The organism is Roseovarius sp. AK1035, assembly GCF_003288315.1.
Lineage (GTDB): Bacteria > Pseudomonadota > Alphaproteobacteria > Rhodobacterales > Rhodobacteraceae > Roseovarius > Roseovarius mucosus_A.
Genome location: NZ_CP030099.1, coordinates 1,493,550 through 1,515,005, shown reverse-complemented (window position 1 = coordinate 1,515,005; position 21,456 = coordinate 1,493,550). Strand labels below are relative to the sequence as shown.

Below are 21,456 nucleotides of genomic sequence, written 5' to 3'. Positions count from 1 at the left end.
GATGCTCAACGAGGTCCTGTTCTTTGACACGTTGCGCGAATCCCTTTGGATTTCGGTGATTATCTCTTTTCCGATCCTCGCGGTGGCGCTTCTGGCGGGCCTCGTGGTGGGGCTCTTTCAGGCGCTCACCTCGATTCAGGAACTGACCCTGACCTTTGTTCCCAAACTGGGCGCGATCATTGTCGTGTTCTGGATCACCATGGGCTTCATGACGCAAACGCTGGTCACCTTTTTTCAGGACCGGCTCATCCCGATCATCACAGGAGGCTGAGATGGAAAGCGCGGGCTACACAACCCTCACCCGGCAATCCGGGCTCTTGCGCGAATTGCAGGTCGTGGCCAACAACATCGCCAACGCCGCGACCACCGGCTATCGCCAAGAGGGGCTGATCTTTTCCGAGTTCGTCAAACGCACCGAAGGCGGCCCCTCTCTTTCGATGGCGCGGGGTAATGTGCGGATGACCTCAACGCTCCAAGGGCCGCTCACCCCTACGGGCGGCATGCTTGATCTAGCGATTGAGGGAGACGGGTTTTTCCTGATCGAGACCCCGGCAGGCGAGCGGCTGACGCGCGCGGGCAGCTTCACACTCTCGGCGCAAGGCGATCTGGTCACGCCGGATGGCTTTCGCGTGCTGGATGCAGGCGGGGCGCCCGTGTTCATTCCCCCTGACGCCAGCAGTATCGGTCTCTCTCCCGACGGCACGCTCAGCGACAATGGCCGCCCGCTGGCCCAGATTGGCCTTGTGCGCCCCATCGATAGGGTTGGCATGATCCGCGAGGATGGCGTGATGTTCCATGCCGATGGCGGGTTCGAACCGGTCGAAGAAGGGGTCATCCACCAGGGATTTCTGGAGGGGGCCAATGTCGATCCCATCGGCCAGGTCGCCCGCATGATCGAAGTGCAGCGCGCCTATGAAATGGGCCAGAGCTTTCTCGATACCGAACATGAGCGCGTGACCTCCGCGCTCGATTCCCTCATCCGTTAACTCAGGAGCGCGTCATGCATATCCTCAAGATCGCCGCCACCGGAATGGCCGCCCAGCAAATGCGGGTCGAAACGATTTCGAACAATCTCGCCAACATGTCGACCACCGGCTACAATGCGCGCAGGGCAGAATTCGCGGATTTGCACTATCAGCAACTCGCGCGTGCTGGCACCATCAACGCGGCCGATGGCACGGTTTTGCCCACCGGCGTGCAACTGGGCCTTGGTGTGCGCCCATCGGCGATTTCCGTACAACTGGCCCAAGGGTCGCTGACCCAGACCAATGGCGATCTCGATCTCGCCATCGACGGGGGCGGCTATCTGGAGGTCCGATTGCCCTCTGGCCAGTCCGGCTATACCCGCGACGGGGCGCTCAAACGCTCGGCGGATGGGGTCATCGTCAATTCCGAGGGCTTTCCGATCGCCCCCGAGATTACGATCCCCGAGGATGCCCGCAGCATCACCATCAACGCCGAAGGCGAGGTTTTCGCCTTTTTCCAAGACACCGCCGAGGCGCAGCAACTGGGGCAGATCGACCTTGTCGGCTTTACCAACCCCAAGGGGCTAGAGGCGATCGGCGGCAATCTTTTCGTCGAAACCGAGGCCTCTGGCCCCGCGAATGTCACCACCGCCGGACAGGATGGTTTGGGCACGCTGCGCCAGGGCTATCTGGAAGACAGTTCCGTCGACCCGGTGCGTGAGATTACCGAGTTGATTGAGGCCCAAAGAGGGTATGAGCTGAATGCCAAGGTCATCACCGCCGCTGACCAGATGCTCAGCGCCACAACACAGGTGCGGTGATGCGGTCTCTGGCTTTTATGCTCGGCATTTTTCTCAGCGGACCGGCTTTGGCAGATGTCATCCTCGCCACCCGCACAATCCGCCCACAAGAAATCCTTGGTCCGGCCGATCTCTTGTTGCAACAGGGCGAGAGCCACAGCGATGTGGCGCTAGAGGACCTGATTGGGCAAGAGGCGCGCGTCGCCCTCTATCCGGGTCGTCCGGTGCGCCAAGGCGATGTCGGGCCCCCCACCGTAGTCGAGCGCAATCAGGTCGTCCCACTGATCTATCTGCGTGGCGGCCTAGAGATCATGACAGAAGGCCGCTCGCTCGACCGAGCCGGGATCGGTGATCATGTCCGCGTGATGAACCTTGCGTCGCGCGCCACTGTCTCGGGGCGCGTTACGGCAAACGGCCAGATACTCGTGTCGCAATAGGAGCCACCATGACTGCCTTGCGTCTCAATTTAATCTTTGTCGTGGTTCTGCTGGCCGCCTCCTGCGCGCGCCTCGACCATCTCGGCAAACCGCCAAGTTTCACCCCGACCATGAACTCCACCGAACAGCTTGCCATGCTTGATCCGGGCCTGCCGCGCAGCACCGCGCAGAACGCCCCGTTTCAACAAGCCTCGCTCTGGAGCGGTGGCAAGCAATCCCTTTTGGGCGACCGGCGCGCAGCGCAGCGTGGCGATATCATGACGGTGGTCATTGAAATTGACGAAGAGGCGCAGATCTCGAACTCCACATCGCGCTCTCGGGACGGGTCCGAGAGCCTGGCGATCCCGGATCTCTTCGGCATCCCCCAACGGATCAACCGCAACCTGCCTGAAGGGGCCAGTCTTGACCGCGCGGCGGGTCTCAATTCAACCAGCCAATCCGGCGGAGAAGGCTCGGTCAGCCGGAGTGAAGAGCTGACCCTGCGCGTGGCCGCAACCGTGATGCAGGTTCTGCCGAACGGGGTACTTGAAATCCAAGGCTCTCAAGAGGTGCGGGTCAATTTCGAGTTGCGCGAATTGCTGGTGTCCGGATTCGTGCGGCCCGAAGACATCTCGCGCCAGAACGAGATCACCTATGACAAAATCGCCGCCGCCCGGATTTCCTATGGTGGGCGCGGCCAGATCACCGATGTTCAACAACCCAGGATCGGTCAGCAGTTGCTCGATGGCCTTCTTCCCTTCTGAAAACCAAAGCCAGGACCTATCATAATGCTTGCGAAAATGCTTCCTCTGTTCTTGCTTCTGATTGGCTTGGCTGCGGGGGGCGGGGCAGGCGTTGTGCTCAAGCCTGAGCCAGAGAACGCGCAGGCGGAACACCCACCCGAACCAACCACGGATCACGCAACACCGCGACCAGAGGCCCACAAAGGCAGTGAAATCGTAAAGCTGAACAACCAGTTCGTCATCCCACTGGTTGCCAAGGACAGGATAAACGCACTTGTGGTGCTGTCACTCAGCATAGAAACCACCGCAGGTCGCACAGCCGAGGTCTATGACCGAGAACCAAAGCTGCGGGATGTTCTGTTGCAGGCACTTTTCGATCACGCCAACAGAGGCGGTTTTCAAGGGGAATTCACCAAGGCTCGAAACATGGATGTACTGCGTTCAGCGCTCGGCGACGTGGCGCAAGAGGTGTTGGGGGATGCTATCATGGGCGTTCTGATCACGGAAATCGCACGCCAAGACGTCTAGGCGGCGGCGGTCAGTCCGGAGGCATCTGTTGGAGCCGCGCAAGGCTTTCCAAGAGCGCAGCTTGCGCTTTAGCGCGCGCTTGCACGGTGCGGTGCCTTTCCTCTTGAGAGAGCTGCGCCGCCGCTTGGTACTTGCCAAAGCTGCGGCGCAGCTCTCGGCTTAGTTGTCCTTTGCTCCCCAGAACGCGCGCCAGGTCGGAATGCAGGCGGGCCTTGCTTTGCCCGATCCAACCCTGCCATAAAAGATCTGCGCCAACCGCACGGTATCCGCTCGCATCGCCTTGGGGCATATCTTGCGTAGCGCCGCGCATAGTCTCAAGCTGGCTAAGGTCTGCACGCAACCGTGCCTCCTCTGACAGTATCCGCTGCATCTTGGCCGAGGCCGCACGATAGAGCGCGTCAGTCAAGGCCACCATATCTGCATGGCTTCGAGCGGTCACCCAAAACTCCTTGCCTTGCGGCGCATGTCTTCGGAAAAACGGATGGCGACGGCCACAGCCGCATAATGCGCTGGATCGATTTCACGGCCGATCTCTGTCGTGGCATGCAGCGCGCGCGCTGTTGGCGCATCCTCAAGGATGGGCACACCACTTTCTCGGGCGAGATCGCGAATTGCGAGCGCTATATGATCCATGCCTTTGGCCACACAGGTTGGCGCAGCCCCCGGTTTGCGGCTCCATTTCAGGGCCACTGCAAAATGAGTGGGATTGACGATGACCACATCCGCCGTTGGCACATCGGCCATCATCCTGCCAGATGCCAACTCCATCGCGCGGCGTCGGCGCTGCTGTTTGACCGCGGGATCGCCGTCGTTCTGCTTCAACTCATCGCGAAGGTCCTTGTGAGACATCCTCTGACGCCGCAAATGATCGAAATACTGCCACAGATAATCAAGACCGCCGATTGCGAGCGAGATGAGTAAAACAATAATCATGAACTCGATGATCAATTTGCCCATCACCGCCCCGATGATCGGGGCCTCTGCATGCAATGTGCTCATCATTTCCGGTAGCCGATAGGTCAGAAAACCCCCAAGCAAGAGGCTGTACAGAAACAATTTCCCAAAGCTCTTGGCAAATTCGAAGAGCCCCGTTGCCCCGAACTTGTTCTTTGCGTTCTCAACCGGATTGATGCGCGATACCCTGGGTTCGATCTTGGTCGGAGCCACGACAAAAGCGCGCTGTGCGATCACGGCCGCAAGTGCCATAACCATTGGCAAAAGCAAAAAGAGGGACAGGCCGAAAACGATCTGCGCCGCTATTCCACCCAGCGCTGAGGCGCCCAGCCCGCCCTGAAATATGAGCTTGGCCAACTGGTCTGAGTGTTCGACCAAAGTCATGAGGTTGGCTCCGACTGTCTCAACAGGCGTGCCACTTGCAAGACTGAGGGCCAGCAATAGCCCAGCGTAGGTTCCAACAGTGTTGAGATCGGCAGAGCGCGCAAATTCTCCCTTTTTGCGGGCCTCGTCCAGCTTGTGCTGTGTTGCCTCTAGCGTCTTGTCAGAGTCGTCGTTTTGCTCGGCCATCGTCACCCTCCAAACGGGTTGGTGATAAAGCTTTGAAATGCTCCGAGCCAAACCACCAGCATCGTGGGCACCACCAGCATCAACAGAAAGAGGGTAAGGGCCATCGCAGCCGGGGCGCCGACGAGAACAACCATCAACTGGGGCATCGCCCGATTGATTATGCCCAACGTCAGATTATACAGCACCGAAACAAGCACAAAGGGCGCAGCAAGAGAAAAGCCGAAAGAGAACGCCTGCGCGATCCGGGCAACTCCCCATTGCGACAGGGTGCCAACGTCTGGAAACTCCGCAACTGGAAAGATCCCGTAGCTGAGCACAATCATCTCAGCCAAACGCACATGGACGCCCATTATCATCATCAGGGCCACCGCGCCAGTTGCGAGAAGGTGACCAATGGCCGGAAGCGGCGTCTGACTGGCATTTCCGAGGATTTGCGCCAATGAGGTCGACTGCGCCGCAATCGACCCCGCCATTTGTAAAGCCATCAGAAAGAGCCGCAGAGCAACGCCCAGGGCAAGGCCGACAATCGTCTCGGACAGGATCAAACCTACCGTCGGTGCCCGAGCCTGATCTGCCAGATCAGGCGATAGGACCGGTGTCACGATCAGTGTAAAGGCGATGACAAGAACCAGCTTGATCCGCATCGGGACGGAGGATTCGCCGAACCCTGGCAAGAGCCCGATGATCGGTGCGACCCGCAGAAATACGGCTGCGTGCAACCAAAGCATCTCGATCGACAGATCAAAGACCTGAGCGAGAGGCGTCATGCGCGCACCACGCCGACTAGCGATGGCTTGGCCTCGAATCCTATTTCTTCAAAGCTGAGAACGGGAACGTTGACATTCCTGGCGATCAAAAGTGTGCGCAGAAATCGGCGCCGCAAAGACGATGTGACCAGGGCGGGCGAGAGGCCCCTTTCTCCGGCCAGTTGCACCTGCTCGGCGACCCCGGCCGTGAGCGTGCTGAACTGCTCCGGCGGCAAGGCAACGTCGGAGCGGCCACGCTCGCCGCTCATCTCAAAAGCGGTGAATGTATCCTCCCACTCCGGTGCAAGCTGGATCAGGGGCAAGCTGCCGTCGGGGCGTTGCAGGCCCGCAACCAACTGAAACCCAAGCCTCTGGCGCACATGCTCACAAATGGCCTCAGGCTGCGGCCCAAACTGCCGGTTTTCAGCAATGCTCTCAAGGATCAACGGCAGATTTCGGATCGAGACTTGCTCCGCGAGCAACAGGCGCAGGACCGCATGCAAGAGATCCGGTGCAACACGATCCGGGATCATGTCCTCGAGCAGTTTGCGGTTGGCCTCAGACCTGCCTCTGTCAGAGAGATTGACCATCTCGTCGAGCAGGCGGCGCATGGCCTTCATTGTCAGCAACCGGCTCAGATTGCGGCGGATCACCTCTAGAAGATGGGTCGCAAGCACCTCTGGGGGTGCCACCAGAGTGGCCCCGGACAGCGCCGCACGATCCTGCTCTGAAGCAGGAATCCAACGTGCCGGGGCACCATACACCGGCTCTTTGACCGTCTCACCTGGGGCAAGGGCCGGATACTGGTCGGGGTCGAGGGCAAGAAGGTGATTGTCCCTCAGAAACGCCCGCGCGCGTTCCACCCCCTGAATGCGTATAACGTAGCTGCCTGGTGGCATACCCGGATCGTCGGTCAATCGGATATCCGAGAGGATAACCCCATATGTTGTCGCAACATACTGGCGCATGTTGGTGATGCGCGCCTCAAGGCCGACACCGGGATCAAGCACCATGTTGACAAGGTCCGGGGCAAATTCCACGTGAATGTCATCCAGTTCCAGAATGTCGCCCATTGACCTGATCGGCGCGCTCACGGGAAGGGTGTCTTCTTGCGATGAGGCGGGGTTCGCGCCCCGACTGCGATGGCTGGCATAAGCCAGAGCGGCCAATCCGACGCCACCGAGGAGGAACGGCACAAACGGCAGGCCCGGCACGAGCGCAAAAAGCCCCATCAAGACAGCGACTGTCGCCAGCGCCGTCGGATGACGCCCGATCTGCTCGGAAATCGCCAGATCCGCCGCGCCTTTATTGCCGCCCCGCGCCAGTAGCAGCGCCGCAGCGATCGAGATGATGACAGCCGGAATCTGGGTAACCAGCCCGTCACCGATTGTCAGGATCGTATAGGTTTCAAAGGCTTTACCGATCGGCATGTCATGGAGCGTGATGCCGATCACAAGACCGACGAGAAAGTTCAGAAGCGTGATCAAAAGGCCCGCAACCGCATCCCCTTTGACGAATTTTGAGGCCCCATCGAGCGATCCAAAGAAAGTGGTTTCCTGTTGTTCCTGCTCTCGCCGCTCTTTGGCCTCCTGATGATTGATGGCACCCGCCGACATGTCACTGTCAATGGCAAGCTGCTTGCCGGGCATTGCATCAAGGGCAAAGCGTGCACCAACCTCTGCCATGCGCGCGGCACCTTTGGTGATCACCAGAAAGTTGACGATCAAAAGCACGAGAAACACGACAAGACCCAAAAGAACATTGCCGCCGATGATGAAATCGGCAAACCCCTCGATCACCTGTCCTGCGGCATCGGTGCCGGTATGGCCTTGTCCGATGATCAGCTTGGTCGAAGAGACATTGAGCGCCAGGCGCAGCATCAGCGATGCAAGGAGGATGGTTGGAAATGCGGAAAAATCGAGCGGCCGGTCGATAAAGAGCGTGATCGTAAAAATCAGGATTGCGAGGGCAAAAGATGCCGCCAGCCCGACATCAAGCAGCCATGCCGGAACGGGCAGGATCATCATCACGATCACGGCCATAAGCGCGAGCGCCAGCAGGACCGTTGGTTGAAACACCGACTTGATGGAAAAACCGCCCATGCCTTAGAACCCCACCGCAACTGTTTGATCGAGCCGGATTACATAGCGCCGCGTTTCCCCCATCGGCACGAGAGAGCCCGAGCGCGTGACGCCATCCGCATGTTGCAACAGCGGATAGCCGTTGCTGGACAAAACAGGCTCTGAAAGTCGCTGGCGCGATGTTGCCACAGGCTCCGAAGACCGCATTTCATCCAACCCAGCATAGACATCTTCGACCCGGTCGCGATAACCTTGGGCGCGTTGCGGCTGCCTGGAATGATAGGCCCCAACCGCTTTAGCCCAGCTGCCCATTTCACGCCGCAGCTCCTGCAAGAATCTTGCGGCATAAAGCGCATTCTCCATCGGATCAAACATGGTTTCGAACGACTCGAAGGCTGCGCCATGCCATCTGAAGTTGATCTGAAAGCACCCAATATCGAAACTGCGGGCACCACGCATATAGGCGGCGCGCACAAAGGTCTGCGCTTCCTCTTCGCTCTCGAACCAATAGCCTTTGCCCTCTATGTTCACGGTCCAGGGCCAGGCCTTTACTGTGCCCGCCACCGAGCGACCTGTTTCAACCTTGGCAATGGCGCGCAGCACATTCGTGGGAACATCGGTATGTCTCGCAGCGTGTCGGGCAGCGTCATCGCAGAGATCAACCGGCGCGGCAAAGGCCTGTGTTGCCCCGAGAAGGCCAGAGGTGATCACTTGGCGCAGAAGGCAGCTCAAGCGTGCCTCACGCTTCTTCAAAGAAAGAATAAACAGAAACGTCAAGAACCATGCGGCCGGTGCCAGCCCGCCTCGGATCTGAGCGCGCCGCGCCAAACTTCCGAACGCATGTCGTATACAGAGCAACCACCGCACGGTTAGAAGGTCTCTCATAAGCACTCCCATTCACGGTGTATCAAAGGGCTCATCGCCGGATTTCTCTCACAACGGATCCCCAGGTTTTCAGAATGTCTGCGCGTCAGCTTGCGCGATCACTCTTGCGATTCGGTAACCAGAAATTCGATTGTCACGGGGGATCGGAAATAGCGGTGCTCGCCAAGAGCGCACTCAGGGCGCTTCGGGTTGCAGTGCTTTGATCAATCAACGCTTGATTGAATTGAAGAAGCCCGCCAGCTTGGTCTGGCGCGGCTTGTGTCATGGCCTGCGCCAGATTCTGTGTTGATGGATCACCAGCCAAAAGAAGGCTTTGCCAATCCTGCGCAAGCCAAGCCGCCTGCTGCTTTGCGGCCTCATCTTGCAAGCCCTCGGCATAACGCATTGCACCGGCATAATCGCCAAGACTAGTCCGGGCGCGGGCGCGAAGGGTGTCAGCATCGGGCGAGGCAAGGCCGATGATTTCTGCCTCTGCAAGATGCGGGAGATCCTGAGCTAGAGCTATTTCCGCCCTTAAGAGCCGTTGTTCAGGCTCTGTCACCGAGCGCGATGCAACACTCAGAATCTCATCAGCCACATCCGCAAAGCCCAAGGTCAAGGCTCGCTGCGCGATCTCGCGGGTTAAATCAGCGGGCATCCTTGCAAAACTTTCCTTGGGCTCACCCAAGATCTGCCGGAGAAACTCTATATCATCGGCCTGTGCGCCCAGCAGGCGCAGCATCTCTTGGCGCGTTTTTTGGGCGTTTTCGAGGGACAAGTCTGGCGAAACGCGCTCGAATTCAGCAAAGGCCTCGGCGTAAGAGCGCGAGGCGGTCAAAGCCAGCAGATAGGCGCCCCCAAGCTCTTGACCCATCGGCGTGCCACGGGTCTCTTGGTAGAGCGCGCCTGCAAGTTGTGCGGTGTCATAGTCAATGTCCTGCCCCCTTGATATCCGGGCGTTGATCAGGGCTGCCAAGGCTGGCGCAGAGTTCACATCATTCCCTGACAACGACCCTTGCAAGCTTTGGTCGGCGGCGCTGAGATCACCGTCTGCCAGCGCAAGCTCGGCTCTTGCGATCTTTGCGCCTGCGGTGTCCGAAAGATCTGCCGGCCCAAGGCCTCGCAAGATCATGTCCGATGTTTCGCGATGCTTTGCCGCAAGCAACTTGCGGGCAAGCGCCGGGCCAAGATGCCTGCGCAAATGCTCTGGCAATTCCGCGAAGCCACGCAGGATTGCCGAATGATCCAGCAATTTTTCCTCGGGAATTTCCGCATGCGCCAAAGCGGCCCAAAGAGCGCTGCGTCCATGGCACCCCAGATCCTCTGTGAGCCGAGGCGTTGCGGACGCGGCATCCGGATCATCAACCAGCGATGCCAAATCGAGCAGAACCGATATTTCCGCGGCATAGGCCGGGATTAACGACGCCACCTGCCGCGCCTCAAGCCCAAAGCCAAAGTAAATGTAGAGGCGGGCCAGCTGAAGCGCGACCTCTGGATTGACGACATCGAATTCACCGGAAAGCCTAGGGGAGAGCGTGCCGATCTGATCTGCTAGCGGCTTTTGCGTCCCCCAGGTTGCGACGTCCAGAACGGAATCAGGCAAACACGCGGTCTGGACCGCATCGGACAGCGCGGATGAAAAGGCCAGCCCCGGCGCTTGGTCGATTGTGCCTGTCACTCTGAGATTGCCAGAGGTGGCCAACGGTAAGCTTTCGGTCAATGGGGGCTCGGCACCGGTTGCCATGCCGCCAGACGGCACAATCTCGATCGCCGTTGCCAAAGGCTTTTGGGGGGCCCGCGTAATATTGCCCAAGTCGGGCGTGCGCAGCGGCTGGACCAGCCCCTGATTAGCCGACTGAGCGATTTGCGCCAGAAGGGTGCGGCGCACCGCCGGCAGCACATCCTCCGGCCCCAGCGGCGCAGCGGTTTTGCTCGTGGCTGATAACGGGGCAAGGCGTGATGCTACCAATCTGGCCGCCGAAGACTCGGCCCGCGCTTTCCAAGGCTCTCGCAGATCAGCTGTTGCGCGCTCTGCCAAGGGCGCCTGAGGCCGGCGCGCGGCAGAGGGTTCGGCAGTGCCAGGGGCGAGAATATCAAGCACCAGCATGGATTGCGAATGCCAGAACGTTCTTGTTGTACAGGCGCAGCCAAATGTCAGATTCAGCTGCCCAGACCCCTTTGGCGCGCCGATCCCGGCAAGTCGGCCTTGGGTGAGGCGATCAAACACTCGGCTCAGGTCAAATGTAGGGTGATCGCCGGGAAAGGTGATCGTGATACCATCCTCTCGGGTATGATCCTGCCAGTCGAGCCGCGCGGGAAAATCGAACACAAGTCGCGTGAACCCTTCATGCTCGCCAGAGCGCACCACCACGTTTTGCGCAAGCATCGGGGCGGCCCATAAAGACAGGATGAACGAGATGGTCACAGTCCGGATCATGCCGCGTCCTGTTTGAGAGACTTCAGCGCTTCTTCCAACTCGTTGAAACTTGGGCGTTTGTGATTAGGCGTGTTTTGTCGCCCCACTTCGATGCAGATATTGGTGGCATGGTTGTGCAGATTGGCCACAAGCACTTCGCGGATCAGTTGATAGAAATGTCCATCCTCCTCGACCACGTCCTTGACCTTAGCCGCGAAGGGCCCGACCAGCCCGTACGAGAGGAAGACGCCCAAAAAGGTCCCGACCAGCGCGCCGCCGATCATCTTGCCGAGGATTTCCGGCGGCTGGTCAATCGACGCCATCGTCTTGATGACACCCAGCACAGCGGCGACAATCCCCAAAGCAGGCAATCCATCCGCCATGGTTTGCAAAGCATGGCTTGAGTGCAACGCATGGTGAAGATTGGCCTCTATCCGCTTTTCGAGAACCTCTTCCACCTGATGAGGATCATCATAATTCATGGAGGCCGAGCGCAACGTATCACTGATCAGGGCCACGGCCTCTGCATCGGCCAGAATCTTGGGGTATTTCGAGAAGATCGCAGAGTCGTTTGGTGACTCGATATGCTCTTCGACAGCAATGGGGTTCTGCCGACCCAAACGGATCAATTCGAACAAGAGGCAGAGCAGATCCCGGTAATCCTGCGGCTTCCATTTCGGACCCTTGAAGACCTTGGCGATATCCCCGAGCGTGTGTTTGATTGCAGGCGCGTCATTACTGATGAGAAACGCCCCGACAGCCGCCCCACCAATCATCATGAACTCAAACGGCAGCGCCTTGAGAATAAGACCCAGCTTACCCCCGGCGGCCACATAGCCGCCAAACACCATGACGAAAATTACGACAATCCCGATGATTCCGACCATTCCGTTCCCCGCAGGCAGTCACTGATCCGAGACTGCCACCAACCGATTAACAAACCCTGACGATCCGCTCTCATTGCCGCGGCGCGGTGGCATTGCGCCCCGCAAGGATCACACTGATGCCATGCGCCACTCCGGGCGAAAGCCCTGCGAGGACATCCGCCGCAGCATCGGGGCGCATGCGCGCAAGAAATCCGGCGGCAAAGACCGGGTCCATCTCCTCAAATAGCGCAGCCGCCTGCTTGGGCTTCATCGACTCGTAAACCTTGGTCAGCTGCGCCACGTCATTCTCTGCGGCACTTTCCGTCAGAGCGATCATGCGGCGCAGATCCTCTTCGGCAGTTGTCAGGGCCGCAATCTTTTGTCCGGCCTCTTGCTCGACCAATTTGAGCACCTGCTCTCGATTGCGCAGGGCCGTCTCTCTTTCCTCAAGCATGCGCCCGCGCTCTTGCAGCGCGTCAAGCAAAGCCTTCATATCTTCGGGCGTCTCACAGGACTGCGTGGATGGTGTGCTGCTTTCTTCTGTCGCCTCTGGCGCGCGGGCAAAAGCCCTGCCGACACCCTCTCCGAAACGCAAAAGCGCCGATGCGACCAAAAAGGTAGAGAGAATTAGCAAGACACCGCGCGTACGCCTCGACCTTGCGGATGGTTTGTGTGTTGGGGATCGCCAGATCATGGTGTCGCCCCCGGCGTCAGATCGTGATGGCGCTTGAAAACCGGGCCAGGATCGGCAGTTGGGGGGCTGACGGGTGTTTTCCTGTGGGGCGGGGCCGACACTTCCTGATTGGGCAGATCGTGCATCGCCGCCACCAAGAGTTCGAGCCGCCGGGCCACATCTTCAGCCCGCTCGGTAACACTGATGAGAGAGCGTGTTGATCCGTCCGCCGTTTGCCGCGCGGCCTGAAGCGTTCGCGTCAGGTCATCTACCTGCGCCGAAAGCACTGCCACAGCACCGCCCATTCCGGTTTCGAGATCGTTGAAGTGGTTGAGCCGCCGGGCCAGCACAAAGCAATAGACCCCAGCCCCAATCGCACCCGCAACAAGCAGGATATCCGCAATCATTTCCATATATGCGCTCCTCAGTTCAACACGAATTCCATGATCAATAGATCGTTGATGCGGCCCTCACCTGTTACAACCTGCATCCGGCGCAAGAGCTGCGCCCGCAGGCGGATCAAGGACTGCGCGTCTTCGATATCGGCAAGTTTGAGCGCGCGCAGATAGGTATTCGTCACATCGACGATGCGCGGCATCAGGTTTTCGACGTCGGATTTATGGGCGGCCTTCACCTCCAGCTCAGCGGCGAACCGGAGATGTGATCGCGCAGCCCCTTGCCCGACTGAGACAACCACGGGCACCACCGGCACAAAGACCAGATCACCCATCGGCATGTCAGACGCCGCAGCCCCCGCAGCGGGCCCCTGGGCAATAGATCCGTGTCCCCCGCCAAGTGGAATCAAACCAGACCACATGGTGTAAAACCCCGCCGCCGCGCCCAAGAGCGCCAAGACAATTCCAATCATCAGCGGTCTCTTTGACGGCTTCGCCTCGGGTGCCGTCTCTGTGTCTCCGGTCTCTGGCATGATCACCCATCCTGTTGTCGATAAACTCTTATAAACCCAAAGAAACTAACCGATTGTTAAGCCTGATGCGGGAATGATGACTTCGGAACATTACTCGAACAAAAGTACCGGAGGACATGCAATGCAGCAGATCACAAGGCTCTGGCAGGCGCTGACCCTGCGCAATCGTATCATCGTCATCGGCGCGGCATTTGTGATGTTCTGGGCGGTTTTGGCCCTTGCGCGCATGGCGTCCACGCCCAGCATGACCTTGCTTTACGCAGGCCTAGAAAGCAGCGCGGCGGGCGAGGTTGTCGCAGCCCTCGAGCAGCAAGGCGTCACATATGAAGTGCGCAACGACGCGATTCTTGTCGACTCGACACGTCGGGATGAGCTGCGCATGATCCTCGCGGGCGAGGGGCTCCCGAGGTCGGGCACGAGCGGGTATGAGCTTCTGGATGGATTGTCTGGCTTTGGCACCACATCACAGATGTTCGACGCCGCCTATTGGCGCGCCAAAGAAGGCGAACTGGCCCGGACCATCGTCTCGCATCCTGCGATTGTGGCGGCCCGAGTTCATATCGCGTCGACCGGTGCCAATCCGTTTCAACGCAATGTGCATCGGTCCGCTTCGGTCTCGGTCAGCACCAATGGGGCCGCAGTTTCTGCCAAACATGCGCGCGCGCTACAATTCCTCGTCGCCTCTGCTGTGGCTGATCTTACGCCTGATGATGTGTCCATTATTGATGCCGAGGGGACATTGCTCAGCGGTGCCGAAGAAGCCAAGACCAACACCGCCGATGAACGGGCAGAGGGGCTGCGCCTGCGCGCGCAACGTCTGCTCGAGGCGCGTGTCGGGCATGGAAATGCGGTCGTCGAGATTGCGCTGGAAACGGTGACGCAAACCGAATCAACCCGCGAGAGACGGTTTGATCCCGAGGGGCGTGTTGCCATCAGCACCGATACCGAAGAGCGCGCGAACACCTCAAATGGCACAGACAATGGCGTCACGGTTGCCTCGAACCTACCAGATGGGGATGCGGCAGCGGCAGCGACGTCGGCCAGCGAGAACACCGAGACACGCGAACGGGTGAATTACGAGGTGTCCAGCACAGAGCGCGAAGTCATCCAGCAACCCGGTGCCATCAAGCGCATGACCGTTGCGATCCTGATCAACGGGATCACCACTCCAGACGCGAGCGGCACGCCAATCTTTGCGCCGCGCCCCGAAGAGGAGCTGACCGCGCTCGGCGATCTTGTGGGCTCTGCGGTGGGTCTTGATGAAACGCGCGGGGACGCGCTCACGATTCGCACCTTGCAATTCGAACCATCAGCGCCCACCGGCACTCTGGTCGAAGCGGGGTTACTTGAGCGCCTTGCGATCGACACAATGACCTTGGTGCAATCGCTGGTTCTAGCCATCGTGGCCCTTGTGCTTGGCCTTTTTGTGCTGCGTCCGATTCTCTCGCGCCCCGTCCCTCTGGCCACCCCACAACTGAGCGCCCCAATCCGGCGCGCCCCGGTACAAGACCCCGCACTCACCCCCCTCTCCGGCGTAATCGAGGATGGCGACATCGACGTAGCAGGCCTGTCCGACGTGTCTGAGGCACCTCAGATTTCTCTGCGCCCGCGTCTTGATGGGGGCACAGACGATCCGGTCTCACGCTTGCGCGCGCTGATCGGCCAACGCCAAGAGGAAACCGTCGAGATCTTGCGCAACTGGCTGGAAGCTGAAGAGGAGAGAGCCTGATGTCGATCACACATCTTTTGAACGAATTTGGCGCGTTCACTCAGGGTAAGCCTATCGCGATCACGGATGTCTCGCTCGAGGAAGAACGCCTAGAAGCCTTTGAGAAAGGGTATCAGGCGGGTTGGGAAGATTGTGTGAAATCACAGGTAGACGACGGGCGCAGGATCACCGCCGATCTTGTCCAAAACCTGCAAGACATCAGCTTTACCTATGAAGAGGTGCATGCCGCGATCATGGGCGCGATGCAGCAACTTTTGCAGGAAATCACCCAAACGGTTCTGCCACCGGTCAGCCACGCGATGCTGATCCCGCATGTGATCGAAATTCTGCACGACTTGCTGGAAGCCAATGGGCGTCAGCCTTTGCAGATTGCCGCCGGTCCGGCAGATCTTGCAATCCTGCGCCGCCTCAGCGCCGAAATACCCGACCTTGCCTGCACCCTGACAGAGGATCCAACCTTGGCAAGCGGTCAGGTTTGCGTGCGCCTGGGCGAGAGCGAGCGCGCTCTTGACATGCCGGATGTCCTGCTTCGGATCGAGCAGGCGATATCCGGTTTCTTTCAGCAAAATCAAAGGATAGTGGCGTGATGGATAACAAAACTGGCGGCAATGAAACCCACGTCAACGATCTGCAAAACCCGTTCTCGTCAGTCCCGATCGAGATCACGGTTTCAGTCGGCAAGGCACGCCCGCTGATCAGAGACCTTCTTAAACTTGGCAAGAACGCCGTTCTGGTTCTCGACCGGCGTGTTGACGATGCGGTCGAACTCTATGTCGGCGAGCGCCTGATAGCGCGCGGTCAACTCGAAGAGCTGGCCGGCGATCAACAGGGGCAGATTGCCGTGCGCGTGACCGAAGTTGCGAATTTGCAGGACGGGTTGTGATGAAGTCTGGTCTGATCCTCATCGGACTGAGCACCCTCTTTCTAGGAGCGCTTGCCACCGGTGCTCCGGCACAAGATCTGACCCTGTCTTTGGGCGATGACGCCTCACTCTCAGCACGAACATTGCAACTGATCGCTTTGATCACCGTGCTCAGCCTCGCGCCTGGGATTGCCATTATGGTCACGTGCTTCCCCTTTGTCGTCACGGTCCTATCGATCCTGAGGCAAGGGATCGGTCTTCAACAATCCCCGCCCAATATGCTGATCGTCAGCCTCGCACTCTTTCTTACCTTCTTCGTGATGGAGCCGGTCTTTACCCAAGCCTGGGAGACTGGGATTGAACCACTGTTACAGGAACGCTTGTCCCCTGATCTGGCCATTGAACGGACGCTGGCACCGTTCCGCGTGTTCATGTTGGGCCGTGTCGACCCCGACACTTTGGCAACCATAGCCGCCCTGCGCCCTGAGACGACCACCCTCTCCGCAGGACCGGACGCGCCGCTTTCAATTCTCATTCCAAGCTTCATGCTCTCGGAAATCGCGCGCGCCTTTCAGATCGGATTTCTGGTATTTCTACCGTTTCTGATCATTGATCTCGTGGTTGCGGCCATCCTGATGTCGATGGGCATGATGATGGTTCCGCCTGCCATCGTCTCTTTGCCCTTCAAGCTTGCGTTCTTTGTTATCGCCGATGGCTGGACGCTGATCGCCGAGAGCCTTGTACGCGGCTATCTGTAGCGCGCTTGCGCGATTTGCGCCGCGCTGCGCATGCATCATGCCACCTGCACTCGACACGAACAGAGAATTTTCAATTGTGCAGCGCCCATTGGGTGACTTTGATCTGCAGGCCCGTTTATAGTGTCCACCAGCGCGCCGACCACAAGAGGCAGACAGCAGGGGACAACATTGCATATTCTGGGAATGACCTGTCTACGCGATGACGGCCCCTATATCGTAGAGTGGCTTGCGCACCATCTCATGCTCGGCTTTGACCGCATGCTGGTTTGCAGCCATGACTGCACCGATGGCAGCGCGGAACTGCTGGAAGCACTGGCCCAGGACCCACGGATCGTGCATCTGGATTTTGCCCCGAAGGGTGGCAAATCCGTGCAATGGCAAGCGTTGCGCCAATTGCGCGATAGCGAAAGCTACAAGAATGCCGATTGGGCGCTCTTTTTTGATTGTGACGAATTTCTTTGCGGCCGTTTCAACAACCTCCGCGAGTTGCTTGCGGATTACGAAAGGCAGGCAGGCCCATTCGACGCCCTCGCCTTGCCATGGCGATTGTTCGGCTATGGCGGTCACAAACAGCGCAGTGCAGGCCTGACACCAGAGCGTTTCACCCGCGCAGCACCGTTTGATTTGCATTTCCCGCTCGCTCATCTCTTCAAGACACTGCACCGGCCTGCGGCCTTTCGGCAGCCCGGCGTCCACCGCCCGCGCGTGCGTCAGCGTCACGTCCCATCCTGGATAGGTCCAGACGGCAAGCGCCTGACCGAGGGGTTCGCGGCCAATGACAGTGCCATCTCGCTTTATGGTGCAGTTAACGGCCCACCTGTGGCTTGGCTCAACCATTATTCTTTGCGCTCGGTCGAAGAATTCATGCTCAAACGTGCCCGCGGATTGCCCAATCATATGGACCGCGAAATCGGGATCGCTTACTGGGCAGAACGCAATTGGAATACCGTCGACGCACCAGAGATTTTGCCCATGATGAGCCATACAAGGCAAGAATTCGAGAGGCTCATGGCCCTTCCGGGTGTCGCCGCGGCGCATGCGGCCTGCCTCTCGGCGCATACTAGCCGCTACCAAGCGCTGATGCTGGATATCGACGCCGTTCGGCTGGCATTCAGAGTAGGGTTTCTCACCGATAGCACCCCCCCTTCGGCCGAAGAAGGGCGTGCCTTTTTAACGGCACAGATGCTAATGGCCAGAGGTGACGCCGAAACATGAATGGGCAAGTGATCGAACGTCGTATGGCGGGCCAAACGCGTGAGGGGATTGTCCTGCTCGATGCCGTCGAAACGCGCCACGAGGGCGAGCGACGGGTCACGCTCTTTTTTGCCCCCAAGGTTGAACCAGCCCAGATACAGCCCCCAAAGGGTGCCGTGTTGCAAGCGGAAATGAGTGTGGGCGGTGCGCCCATCCTTGTCTATTCCGCTCCCGAAGGTCGTCTGGCGTTCCAGACGCCCAAAGGCGTGATAGATGTGATGCCCGCCGAGGCCGAATTCACGCTGATGGAGGGGCGAGACACCATCGCCGCCGTGCGAAACGGAGAGGATGCCGCCACAGTTCTGACCTGGCTTTCGTTCCATGCTGATCAGCAGCGCATGACTGGTGCGGTGATCCTTGACCGGGCGCGCCCCGGAACAGATCCGGAGTTTGCGCGCGCGCTTCGGGACGGTCTCCGAGAGAGCGGGCTCGACATCATAGTGATCCTGCTGACAAGCGATCAGCCGCTCGGTTATCCTGACGCGCCACCCGAGGCCCATCCCTTTTGTGTGCCAGAGGCACCGGGCAAAGACCGGATGGAAATCCCCCCACCCTCCCCTTGGGATTCGCCCCTCGCCGCGCTCAGTTACTACGAAATTGCCCGCCACCGCTTTTTGGCCGAGGCCCGTGCTGTGGCCAATATCGAAGTGCACGATCTTGTGGCAACGGGGCCCGAGACGATTTTTGACAGCGCCGTTGCCGCACGGGGGGGGCTTATCACCCTCATCGGGCGGCATTGCTATCCTTGGCGCGTGCGCAGTGGTCAGCCGACGCGCTTTGCCGATCATAGCTGCGTTCAGTTCGACTCGGGCGGTGGGCGACAACGCTGGTGCCTTGCCCCGTCGAAATTGCCCAAGGATGCGGTCTGGCGCCTGTTGCGAGTGGGCAATGCACGCCCCGATGCGGCGCGCACGCAGGGGTTCTATCGGCATATGGCACTGCGCCATCCGACGGGATCAATTTCACGGATCGTGCCGAAATCCTCGCTGATCGAGCATCCGCCCCTGCTAGAGCGCGCGCAATCCTATTTCGAGCACACTCCCGTTCGCATGCCCGAAATCGCACCTGATCCGGTGCATGGCGGGCGCGGTCGCGCCGCAATTGTCACCACTATGAAGAACGAGGGACCCTTCATTCTCGAATGGTTGGCCTATCATCGCGCTGTCGGGTTTGACGATATCCTTGTCTATACGAACGACTGCACCGACGGCACGGACACCATGCTGCACCTGTTGGAGCGCAAAGGTTACGTGCAGCACCGCGACAACCGCTTTCGCGAAATGGACATGCCCCCGCAACACGCTGCGTTGCAATCGGCCGAAAGCGAACCGCTGATCAAATCCGCCACCTGGATCACCTGCATCGACGTGGATGAATACATCAACATCAAAACAGGCGACGGCACGCTTGATGCGCTGTTTGAGGCGGTGCCAGAGGCCAATATGATCGCGATGACCTGGCGGCTTTTTGGCAATGGCGATGTGCGGGACTATGTCGACCGCCCCATTACCGAACAGTTCCTGCGCTGCGCCCCGGAATTTGCACGCAAGCCGCATCAGGCCTGGGGGTTTAAGACCCTTTTCAAGAACATCGGCCTTTTCAAGAAACTAGGTGTGCATCGACCCAAGGGACTCAACCCCCAACTCTGGGAAGAGATCAACTGGGTCAATGGGTCGGGCAAACCCCTGCCTCGCGAAATGTATCGCAACGGCTGGCGCTCGACGATCGAGACCTATGGCTATGATCTCGTGCAGCTCAATCACTACGCCGTCCGATCTGCCGAGAGTTTTCTGGTCAAGCGTGACAGAGGCCGCGTCAACCATGTGGACCGCGATCAGGGCCTCGCCTACTGGTTTCGCATGAACAACAACTTCGAAGAAGATCTTTCGATTCAACCGCGCCTTGCCAAGATGCAGGCAGAACTTGACCGGCTCATGCAGGACCCCGAGATTGCCGCCGCGCATCACCATTCGGTTGCCTGTCACAGGGCCAAGATAGACGAATTGCGCGCCACCGAGAATTACAGCAATTTTTTCGCAGAATTGACCAGCCCCCGCATGGAACATCTGTCGCGGTTGCATGGTCACTTTGGATCGAATGTCTTTCTCTCTGGTCCAGGCGTTATTCCTGACGAAATCGCCCTACGCGACCCCGCAGCAGAATGGTTCTTTACCGTGGATTTGCAGGGCGATACCGCGCACTAACCCAGGTCAGCCTCAATCGCCGAGACAAGCTCGTCCATATCCGGGTCCATCCGCAATGACGCCGCCTTGCGCCGGTGCCACTCGACCCCTTTGGCGTGCAAGTCAGCCAATTGAGGATCACGCTTGAAACGCTCCAGCCATTCAGAGGTCTGTTCGCTGTAGCGCGTAATCGACGTATCGGTTTCATCGTTCAGATTGAACTTGTCCCAATACTCTTTGCCCAGAACGTGATGCGAATGATTGGCCCGCCCGCGTGCGCGCTTGACCAAGAAACTCTCCATCGAGCGCAACGCATAGTGGTTAACCTGCGCATGCGTAAAAAGAGGCGGATTGTCGGTGCGAAGCCCGTTCACAACATAATCAATCCCGCCGGGCAGGACGCGCCGCGTGGTCGCAACATGCTCGTCACGCGACACCGGCGCATGCAGGCCCATCCGTTGAAACTTGTGCTGGTTGGTGTAGAGCGATTTGACAAACTTGCCGGTATTGGGCCGCGCCTCGGCGTCCCATTCATATTCACCCTTGGTGAATTGTTCAGTGACGGGTTTATCCGCGAACTGCTCGACACCATCGGGACCAAACACGCGCCACGGCACTGAAATCACATCCGCATCCGCGCCAGACCCCGCGACCAGCGCCCGAACCGAGCCGTCGCCAAGATGGATATTCAGGAATTCGTCCACATCGCACACAAAAACCCAAGAGGCATTCAGCACAATATCATAGCGGCGGCTGGCCTGCCGCAGGGCACTCCGATGAATGCCCGCCTTGCGCACGACCGTGTCATGTTGCGTGACATGGCCCATCTCTTGCAATCGCCGCAGGATCTCGACCGTCGTATCGGTGCAATCATTGGTGCAGACAAGAATATGATCGAAACCGAGCGTTTTGTAATGCGCCACCCATTCGAGGATATAGGGCGCCTCGTTCTTCATCGTCGAGACGACGGTATAGGTTTCTGTGCTCATGTTCGCCTCTTTGCGCGCGCCGTCTGGCGGCTTTGTTTTACCTACATCTTAATGTGAGCATCCCCATCAAGACAAGCCACATGGCATGGCTGACACGGCCCCACACTTTCGCCTACGCCCCCCATTCTGGC

Annotated in this window: 23 protein-coding genes; 12 read left to right on the top strand and 11 right to left on the bottom strand. The window is 58.9% G+C overall.

From position 1 onward, the window contains the following. The first annotated feature begins 1 nt into the window (after position 1). From RAK1035_RS07210 to RAK1035_RS07185, 6 genes are read left to right on the top strand one after another with little or no spacing between them, the layout of a single operon-like run. Positions 2–271 (top strand): flagellar biosynthetic protein FliQ, encoded by a 270-nt coding sequence (locus RAK1035_RS07210; RefSeq protein WP_008281474.1) that lies wholly within the window; start codon positions 2–4, stop codon positions 269–271. 1 nt (position 272) lies between these two features. Continuing rightward, positions 273–986, top strand: coding sequence for a flagellar hook-basal body complex protein (locus RAK1035_RS07205; protein ID WP_008281473.1), 714 nt, complete (start codon positions 273–275; stop codon positions 984–986). Between the two features lie 14 nt (positions 987–1,000). Next, complete coding sequence (gene flgG / locus RAK1035_RS07200) at positions 1,001–1,786, top strand: flagellar basal-body rod protein FlgG (protein WP_008281472.1); 786 nt, start codon at positions 1,001–1,003, stop codon at positions 1,784–1,786. Beyond that, positions 1,786–2,202, top strand: a complete 417-nt coding sequence (gene flgA / locus RAK1035_RS07195; protein WP_008281471.1) for a flagellar basal body P-ring formation chaperone FlgA — start codon at positions 1,786–1,788, stop codon at positions 2,200–2,202. The genes flgG and flgA overlap by 1 nt, the downstream gene beginning before the upstream one ends. 8 nt (positions 2,203–2,210) lie before the next feature. Further along, positions 2,211–2,945 (top strand): flagellar basal body L-ring protein FlgH, encoded by a 735-nt coding sequence (flgH, locus tag RAK1035_RS07190; protein WP_008281470.1) that lies wholly within the window; start codon positions 2,211–2,213, stop codon positions 2,943–2,945. Between the two features lie 24 nt (positions 2,946–2,969). Beyond that, complete coding sequence (locus RAK1035_RS07185; RefSeq protein WP_008281469.1) at positions 2,970–3,452, top strand: flagellar basal body-associated FliL family protein; 483 nt, start codon at positions 2,970–2,972, stop codon at positions 3,450–3,452. Positions 3,453–3,462: 10 nt separating this feature from the next. On the opposite strand, the gene RAK1035_RS07180 is transcribed toward RAK1035_RS07185, so the two are convergent. The 10 genes from RAK1035_RS07180 to RAK1035_RS07135 all read right to left on the bottom strand — a co-directional run bounded on the left by RAK1035_RS07180 (position 3,463) and on the right by RAK1035_RS07135 (position 13,550). Beyond that, positions 3,463–3,891: a hypothetical protein gene (locus RAK1035_RS07180; protein ID WP_157132407.1), complete on the bottom strand. Its 429-nt coding sequence runs from the start codon at positions 3,889–3,891 to the stop codon at positions 3,463–3,465. Continuing rightward, on the bottom strand, positions 3,888–4,976 hold the full coding sequence (locus tag RAK1035_RS07175; protein WP_008281467.1) for an EscU/YscU/HrcU family type III secretion system export apparatus switch protein: 1,089 nt from the start codon (positions 4,974–4,976) through the stop codon (positions 3,888–3,890). Before RAK1035_RS07175 ends, RAK1035_RS07180 begins: the two co-directional genes overlap by 4 nt. Before the next feature lie 2 nt (positions 4,977–4,978). Further along, positions 4,979–5,743, bottom strand: a complete 765-nt coding sequence (locus RAK1035_RS07170) for a flagellar biosynthetic protein FliR (RefSeq protein ID WP_008281466.1) — start codon at positions 5,741–5,743, stop codon at positions 4,979–4,981. Beyond that, positions 5,740–7,824: a flagellar biosynthesis protein FlhA gene (gene flhA, locus RAK1035_RS07165; RefSeq protein ID WP_008281465.1), complete on the bottom strand. Its 2,085-nt coding sequence runs from the start codon at positions 7,822–7,824 to the stop codon at positions 5,740–5,742. Before flhA ends, RAK1035_RS07170 begins: the two co-directional genes overlap by 4 nt. A 3-nt stretch (positions 7,825–7,827) precedes the next feature. Continuing rightward, on the bottom strand, positions 7,828–8,535 hold the full coding sequence (locus tag RAK1035_RS07160; protein WP_037297957.1) for a lytic transglycosylase domain-containing protein: 708 nt from the start codon (positions 8,533–8,535) through the stop codon (positions 7,828–7,830). Positions 8,536–8,821: 286 nt separating this feature from the next. Next, a complete protein-coding gene (locus RAK1035_RS07155; protein WP_008281463.1) occupies positions 8,822–11,104 on the bottom strand; it encodes a hypothetical protein in 2,283 nt (760 codons plus the stop codon). After that, positions 11,101–11,970 carry a flagellar motor stator protein MotA gene (gene motA, locus RAK1035_RS07150; protein ID WP_008281462.1) on the bottom strand — a complete coding sequence of 290 codons (870 nt, stop codon included), beginning with the start codon at positions 11,968–11,970 and terminating at the stop codon, positions 11,101–11,103. Before motA ends, RAK1035_RS07155 begins: the two co-directional genes overlap by 4 nt. Before the next feature lie 70 nt (positions 11,971–12,040). Then, a complete protein-coding gene (locus RAK1035_RS07145; RefSeq protein ID WP_050775760.1) occupies positions 12,041–12,583 on the bottom strand; it encodes a MotE family protein in 543 nt (180 codons plus the stop codon). Between the two features lie 56 nt (positions 12,584–12,639). Continuing rightward, positions 12,640–13,035, bottom strand: a complete 396-nt coding sequence (locus RAK1035_RS07140; protein ID WP_008281460.1) for a DUF6468 domain-containing protein — start codon at positions 13,033–13,035, stop codon at positions 12,640–12,642. A gap of 11 nt (positions 13,036–13,046) precedes the next feature. Further along, a complete protein-coding gene (locus RAK1035_RS07135) occupies positions 13,047–13,550 on the bottom strand; it encodes a flagellar basal body-associated FliL family protein (RefSeq protein ID WP_008281459.1) in 504 nt (167 codons plus the stop codon). A 121-nt stretch (positions 13,551–13,671) separates the two neighbouring features. On the opposite strand from RAK1035_RS07135, the gene fliF reads away from it, so the two are divergent. The 6 genes from fliF (at position 13,672) to RAK1035_RS07105 (ending at position 20,357) form a co-directional block, all read left to right on the top strand. Then, positions 13,672–15,279 carry a flagellar basal-body MS-ring/collar protein FliF gene (gene fliF, locus RAK1035_RS07130; protein WP_008281458.1) on the top strand — a complete coding sequence of 536 codons (1,608 nt, stop codon included), beginning with the start codon at positions 13,672–13,674 and terminating at the stop codon, positions 15,277–15,279. After that, a complete protein-coding gene (locus RAK1035_RS07125; protein WP_008281457.1) occupies positions 15,279–15,866 on the top strand; it encodes a hypothetical protein in 588 nt (195 codons plus the stop codon). Before fliF ends, RAK1035_RS07125 begins: the two co-directional genes overlap by 1 nt. Next, entirely contained in the window at positions 15,866–16,162 is a 297-nt protein-coding gene (locus RAK1035_RS07120; protein ID WP_008281456.1) for a FliM/FliN family flagellar motor switch protein, read from the top strand. Before RAK1035_RS07125 ends, RAK1035_RS07120 begins: the two co-directional genes overlap by 1 nt. Continuing rightward, positions 16,162–16,899, top strand: a complete 738-nt coding sequence (fliP, locus tag RAK1035_RS07115; RefSeq protein ID WP_008281455.1) for a flagellar type III secretion system pore protein FliP — start codon at positions 16,162–16,164, stop codon at positions 16,897–16,899. The genes RAK1035_RS07120 and fliP overlap by 1 nt, the downstream gene beginning before the upstream one ends. A gap of 168 nt (positions 16,900–17,067) precedes the next feature. Further along, positions 17,068–18,114, top strand: coding sequence for a glycosyltransferase family 2 protein (locus RAK1035_RS07110; protein ID WP_112303066.1), 1,047 nt, complete (start codon positions 17,068–17,070; stop codon positions 18,112–18,114). Continuing rightward, complete coding sequence (locus RAK1035_RS07105) at positions 18,111–20,357, top strand: glycosyltransferase family 2 protein (RefSeq protein WP_008281453.1); 2,247 nt, start codon at positions 18,111–18,113, stop codon at positions 20,355–20,357. Before RAK1035_RS07110 ends, RAK1035_RS07105 begins: the two co-directional genes overlap by 4 nt. On the opposite strand, the gene RAK1035_RS07100 is transcribed toward RAK1035_RS07105, so the two are convergent. Beyond that, complete coding sequence (locus RAK1035_RS07100) at positions 20,354–21,325, bottom strand: glycosyltransferase family 2 protein (protein ID WP_008281452.1); 972 nt, start codon at positions 21,323–21,325, stop codon at positions 20,354–20,356. The two genes, RAK1035_RS07105 and RAK1035_RS07100, sit on opposite strands and share 4 nt — an antisense overlap. Positions 21,326–21,456 lie beyond the last annotated feature (131 nt).

What these genes read in the sequence shown, in the direction of transcription:
- flgH (WP_008281470.1), top strand. Translation starts at nt 2,211, where the DNA reads ATGACTGCCTTGCGTCTCAATTTAATCTTTGTCGTGGTTCTGCTGGCC.
- flgG (WP_008281472.1), top strand. Translation starts at nt 1,001, where the DNA reads ATGCATATCCTCAAGATCGCCGCCACCGGAATGGCCGCCCAGCAAATG.
- flgA (WP_008281471.1), top strand. Translation starts at nt 1,786, where the DNA reads ATGCGGTCTCTGGCTTTTATGCTCGGCATTTTTCTCAGCGGACCGGCT.
- RAK1035_RS07100 (WP_008281452.1), bottom strand. Translation starts at nt 21,325, where the DNA reads ATGAGCACAGAAACCTATACCGTCGTCTCGACGATGAAGAACGAGGCG.
- RAK1035_RS07140 (WP_008281460.1), bottom strand. Translation starts at nt 13,035, where the DNA reads ATGGAAATGATTGCGGATATCCTGCTTGTTGCGGGTGCGATTGGGGCT.
- RAK1035_RS07120 (WP_008281456.1), top strand. Translation starts at nt 15,866, where the DNA reads ATGGATAACAAAACTGGCGGCAATGAAACCCACGTCAACGATCTGCAA.
- RAK1035_RS07125 (WP_008281457.1), top strand. Translation starts at nt 15,279, where the DNA reads ATGTCGATCACACATCTTTTGAACGAATTTGGCGCGTTCACTCAGGGT.
- fliF (WP_008281458.1), top strand. Translation starts at nt 13,672, where the DNA reads ATGCAGCAGATCACAAGGCTCTGGCAGGCGCTGACCCTGCGCAATCGT.
- RAK1035_RS07105 (WP_008281453.1), top strand. Translation starts at nt 18,111, where the DNA reads ATGAATGGGCAAGTGATCGAACGTCGTATGGCGGGCCAAACGCGTGAG.
- RAK1035_RS07135 (WP_008281459.1), bottom strand. Translation starts at nt 13,550, where the DNA reads ATGCCAGAGACCGGAGACACAGAGACGGCACCCGAGGCGAAGCCGTCA.
- flhA (WP_008281465.1), bottom strand. Translation starts at nt 7,824, where the DNA reads ATGGGCGGTTTTTCCATCAAGTCGGTGTTTCAACCAACGGTCCTGCTG.
- RAK1035_RS07205 (WP_008281473.1), top strand. Translation starts at nt 273, where the DNA reads ATGGAAAGCGCGGGCTACACAACCCTCACCCGGCAATCCGGGCTCTTG.
- RAK1035_RS07170 (WP_008281466.1), bottom strand. Translation starts at nt 5,743, where the DNA reads ATGACGCCTCTCGCTCAGGTCTTTGATCTGTCGATCGAGATGCTTTGG.
- motA (WP_008281462.1), bottom strand. Translation starts at nt 11,970, where the DNA reads ATGGTCGGAATCATCGGGATTGTCGTAATTTTCGTCATGGTGTTTGGC.
- RAK1035_RS07185 (WP_008281469.1), top strand. Translation starts at nt 2,970, where the DNA reads ATGCTTGCGAAAATGCTTCCTCTGTTCTTGCTTCTGATTGGCTTGGCT.
- fliP (WP_008281455.1), top strand. Translation starts at nt 16,162, where the DNA reads ATGAAGTCTGGTCTGATCCTCATCGGACTGAGCACCCTCTTTCTAGGA.
- RAK1035_RS07210 (WP_008281474.1), top strand. Translation starts at nt 2, where the DNA reads ATGCTCAACGAGGTCCTGTTCTTTGACACGTTGCGCGAATCCCTTTGG.
- RAK1035_RS07175 (WP_008281467.1), bottom strand. Translation starts at nt 4,976, where the DNA reads ATGGCCGAGCAAAACGACGACTCTGACAAGACGCTAGAGGCAACACAG.
- RAK1035_RS07155 (WP_008281463.1), bottom strand. Translation starts at nt 11,104, where the DNA reads ATGATCCGGACTGTGACCATCTCGTTCATCCTGTCTTTATGGGCCGCC.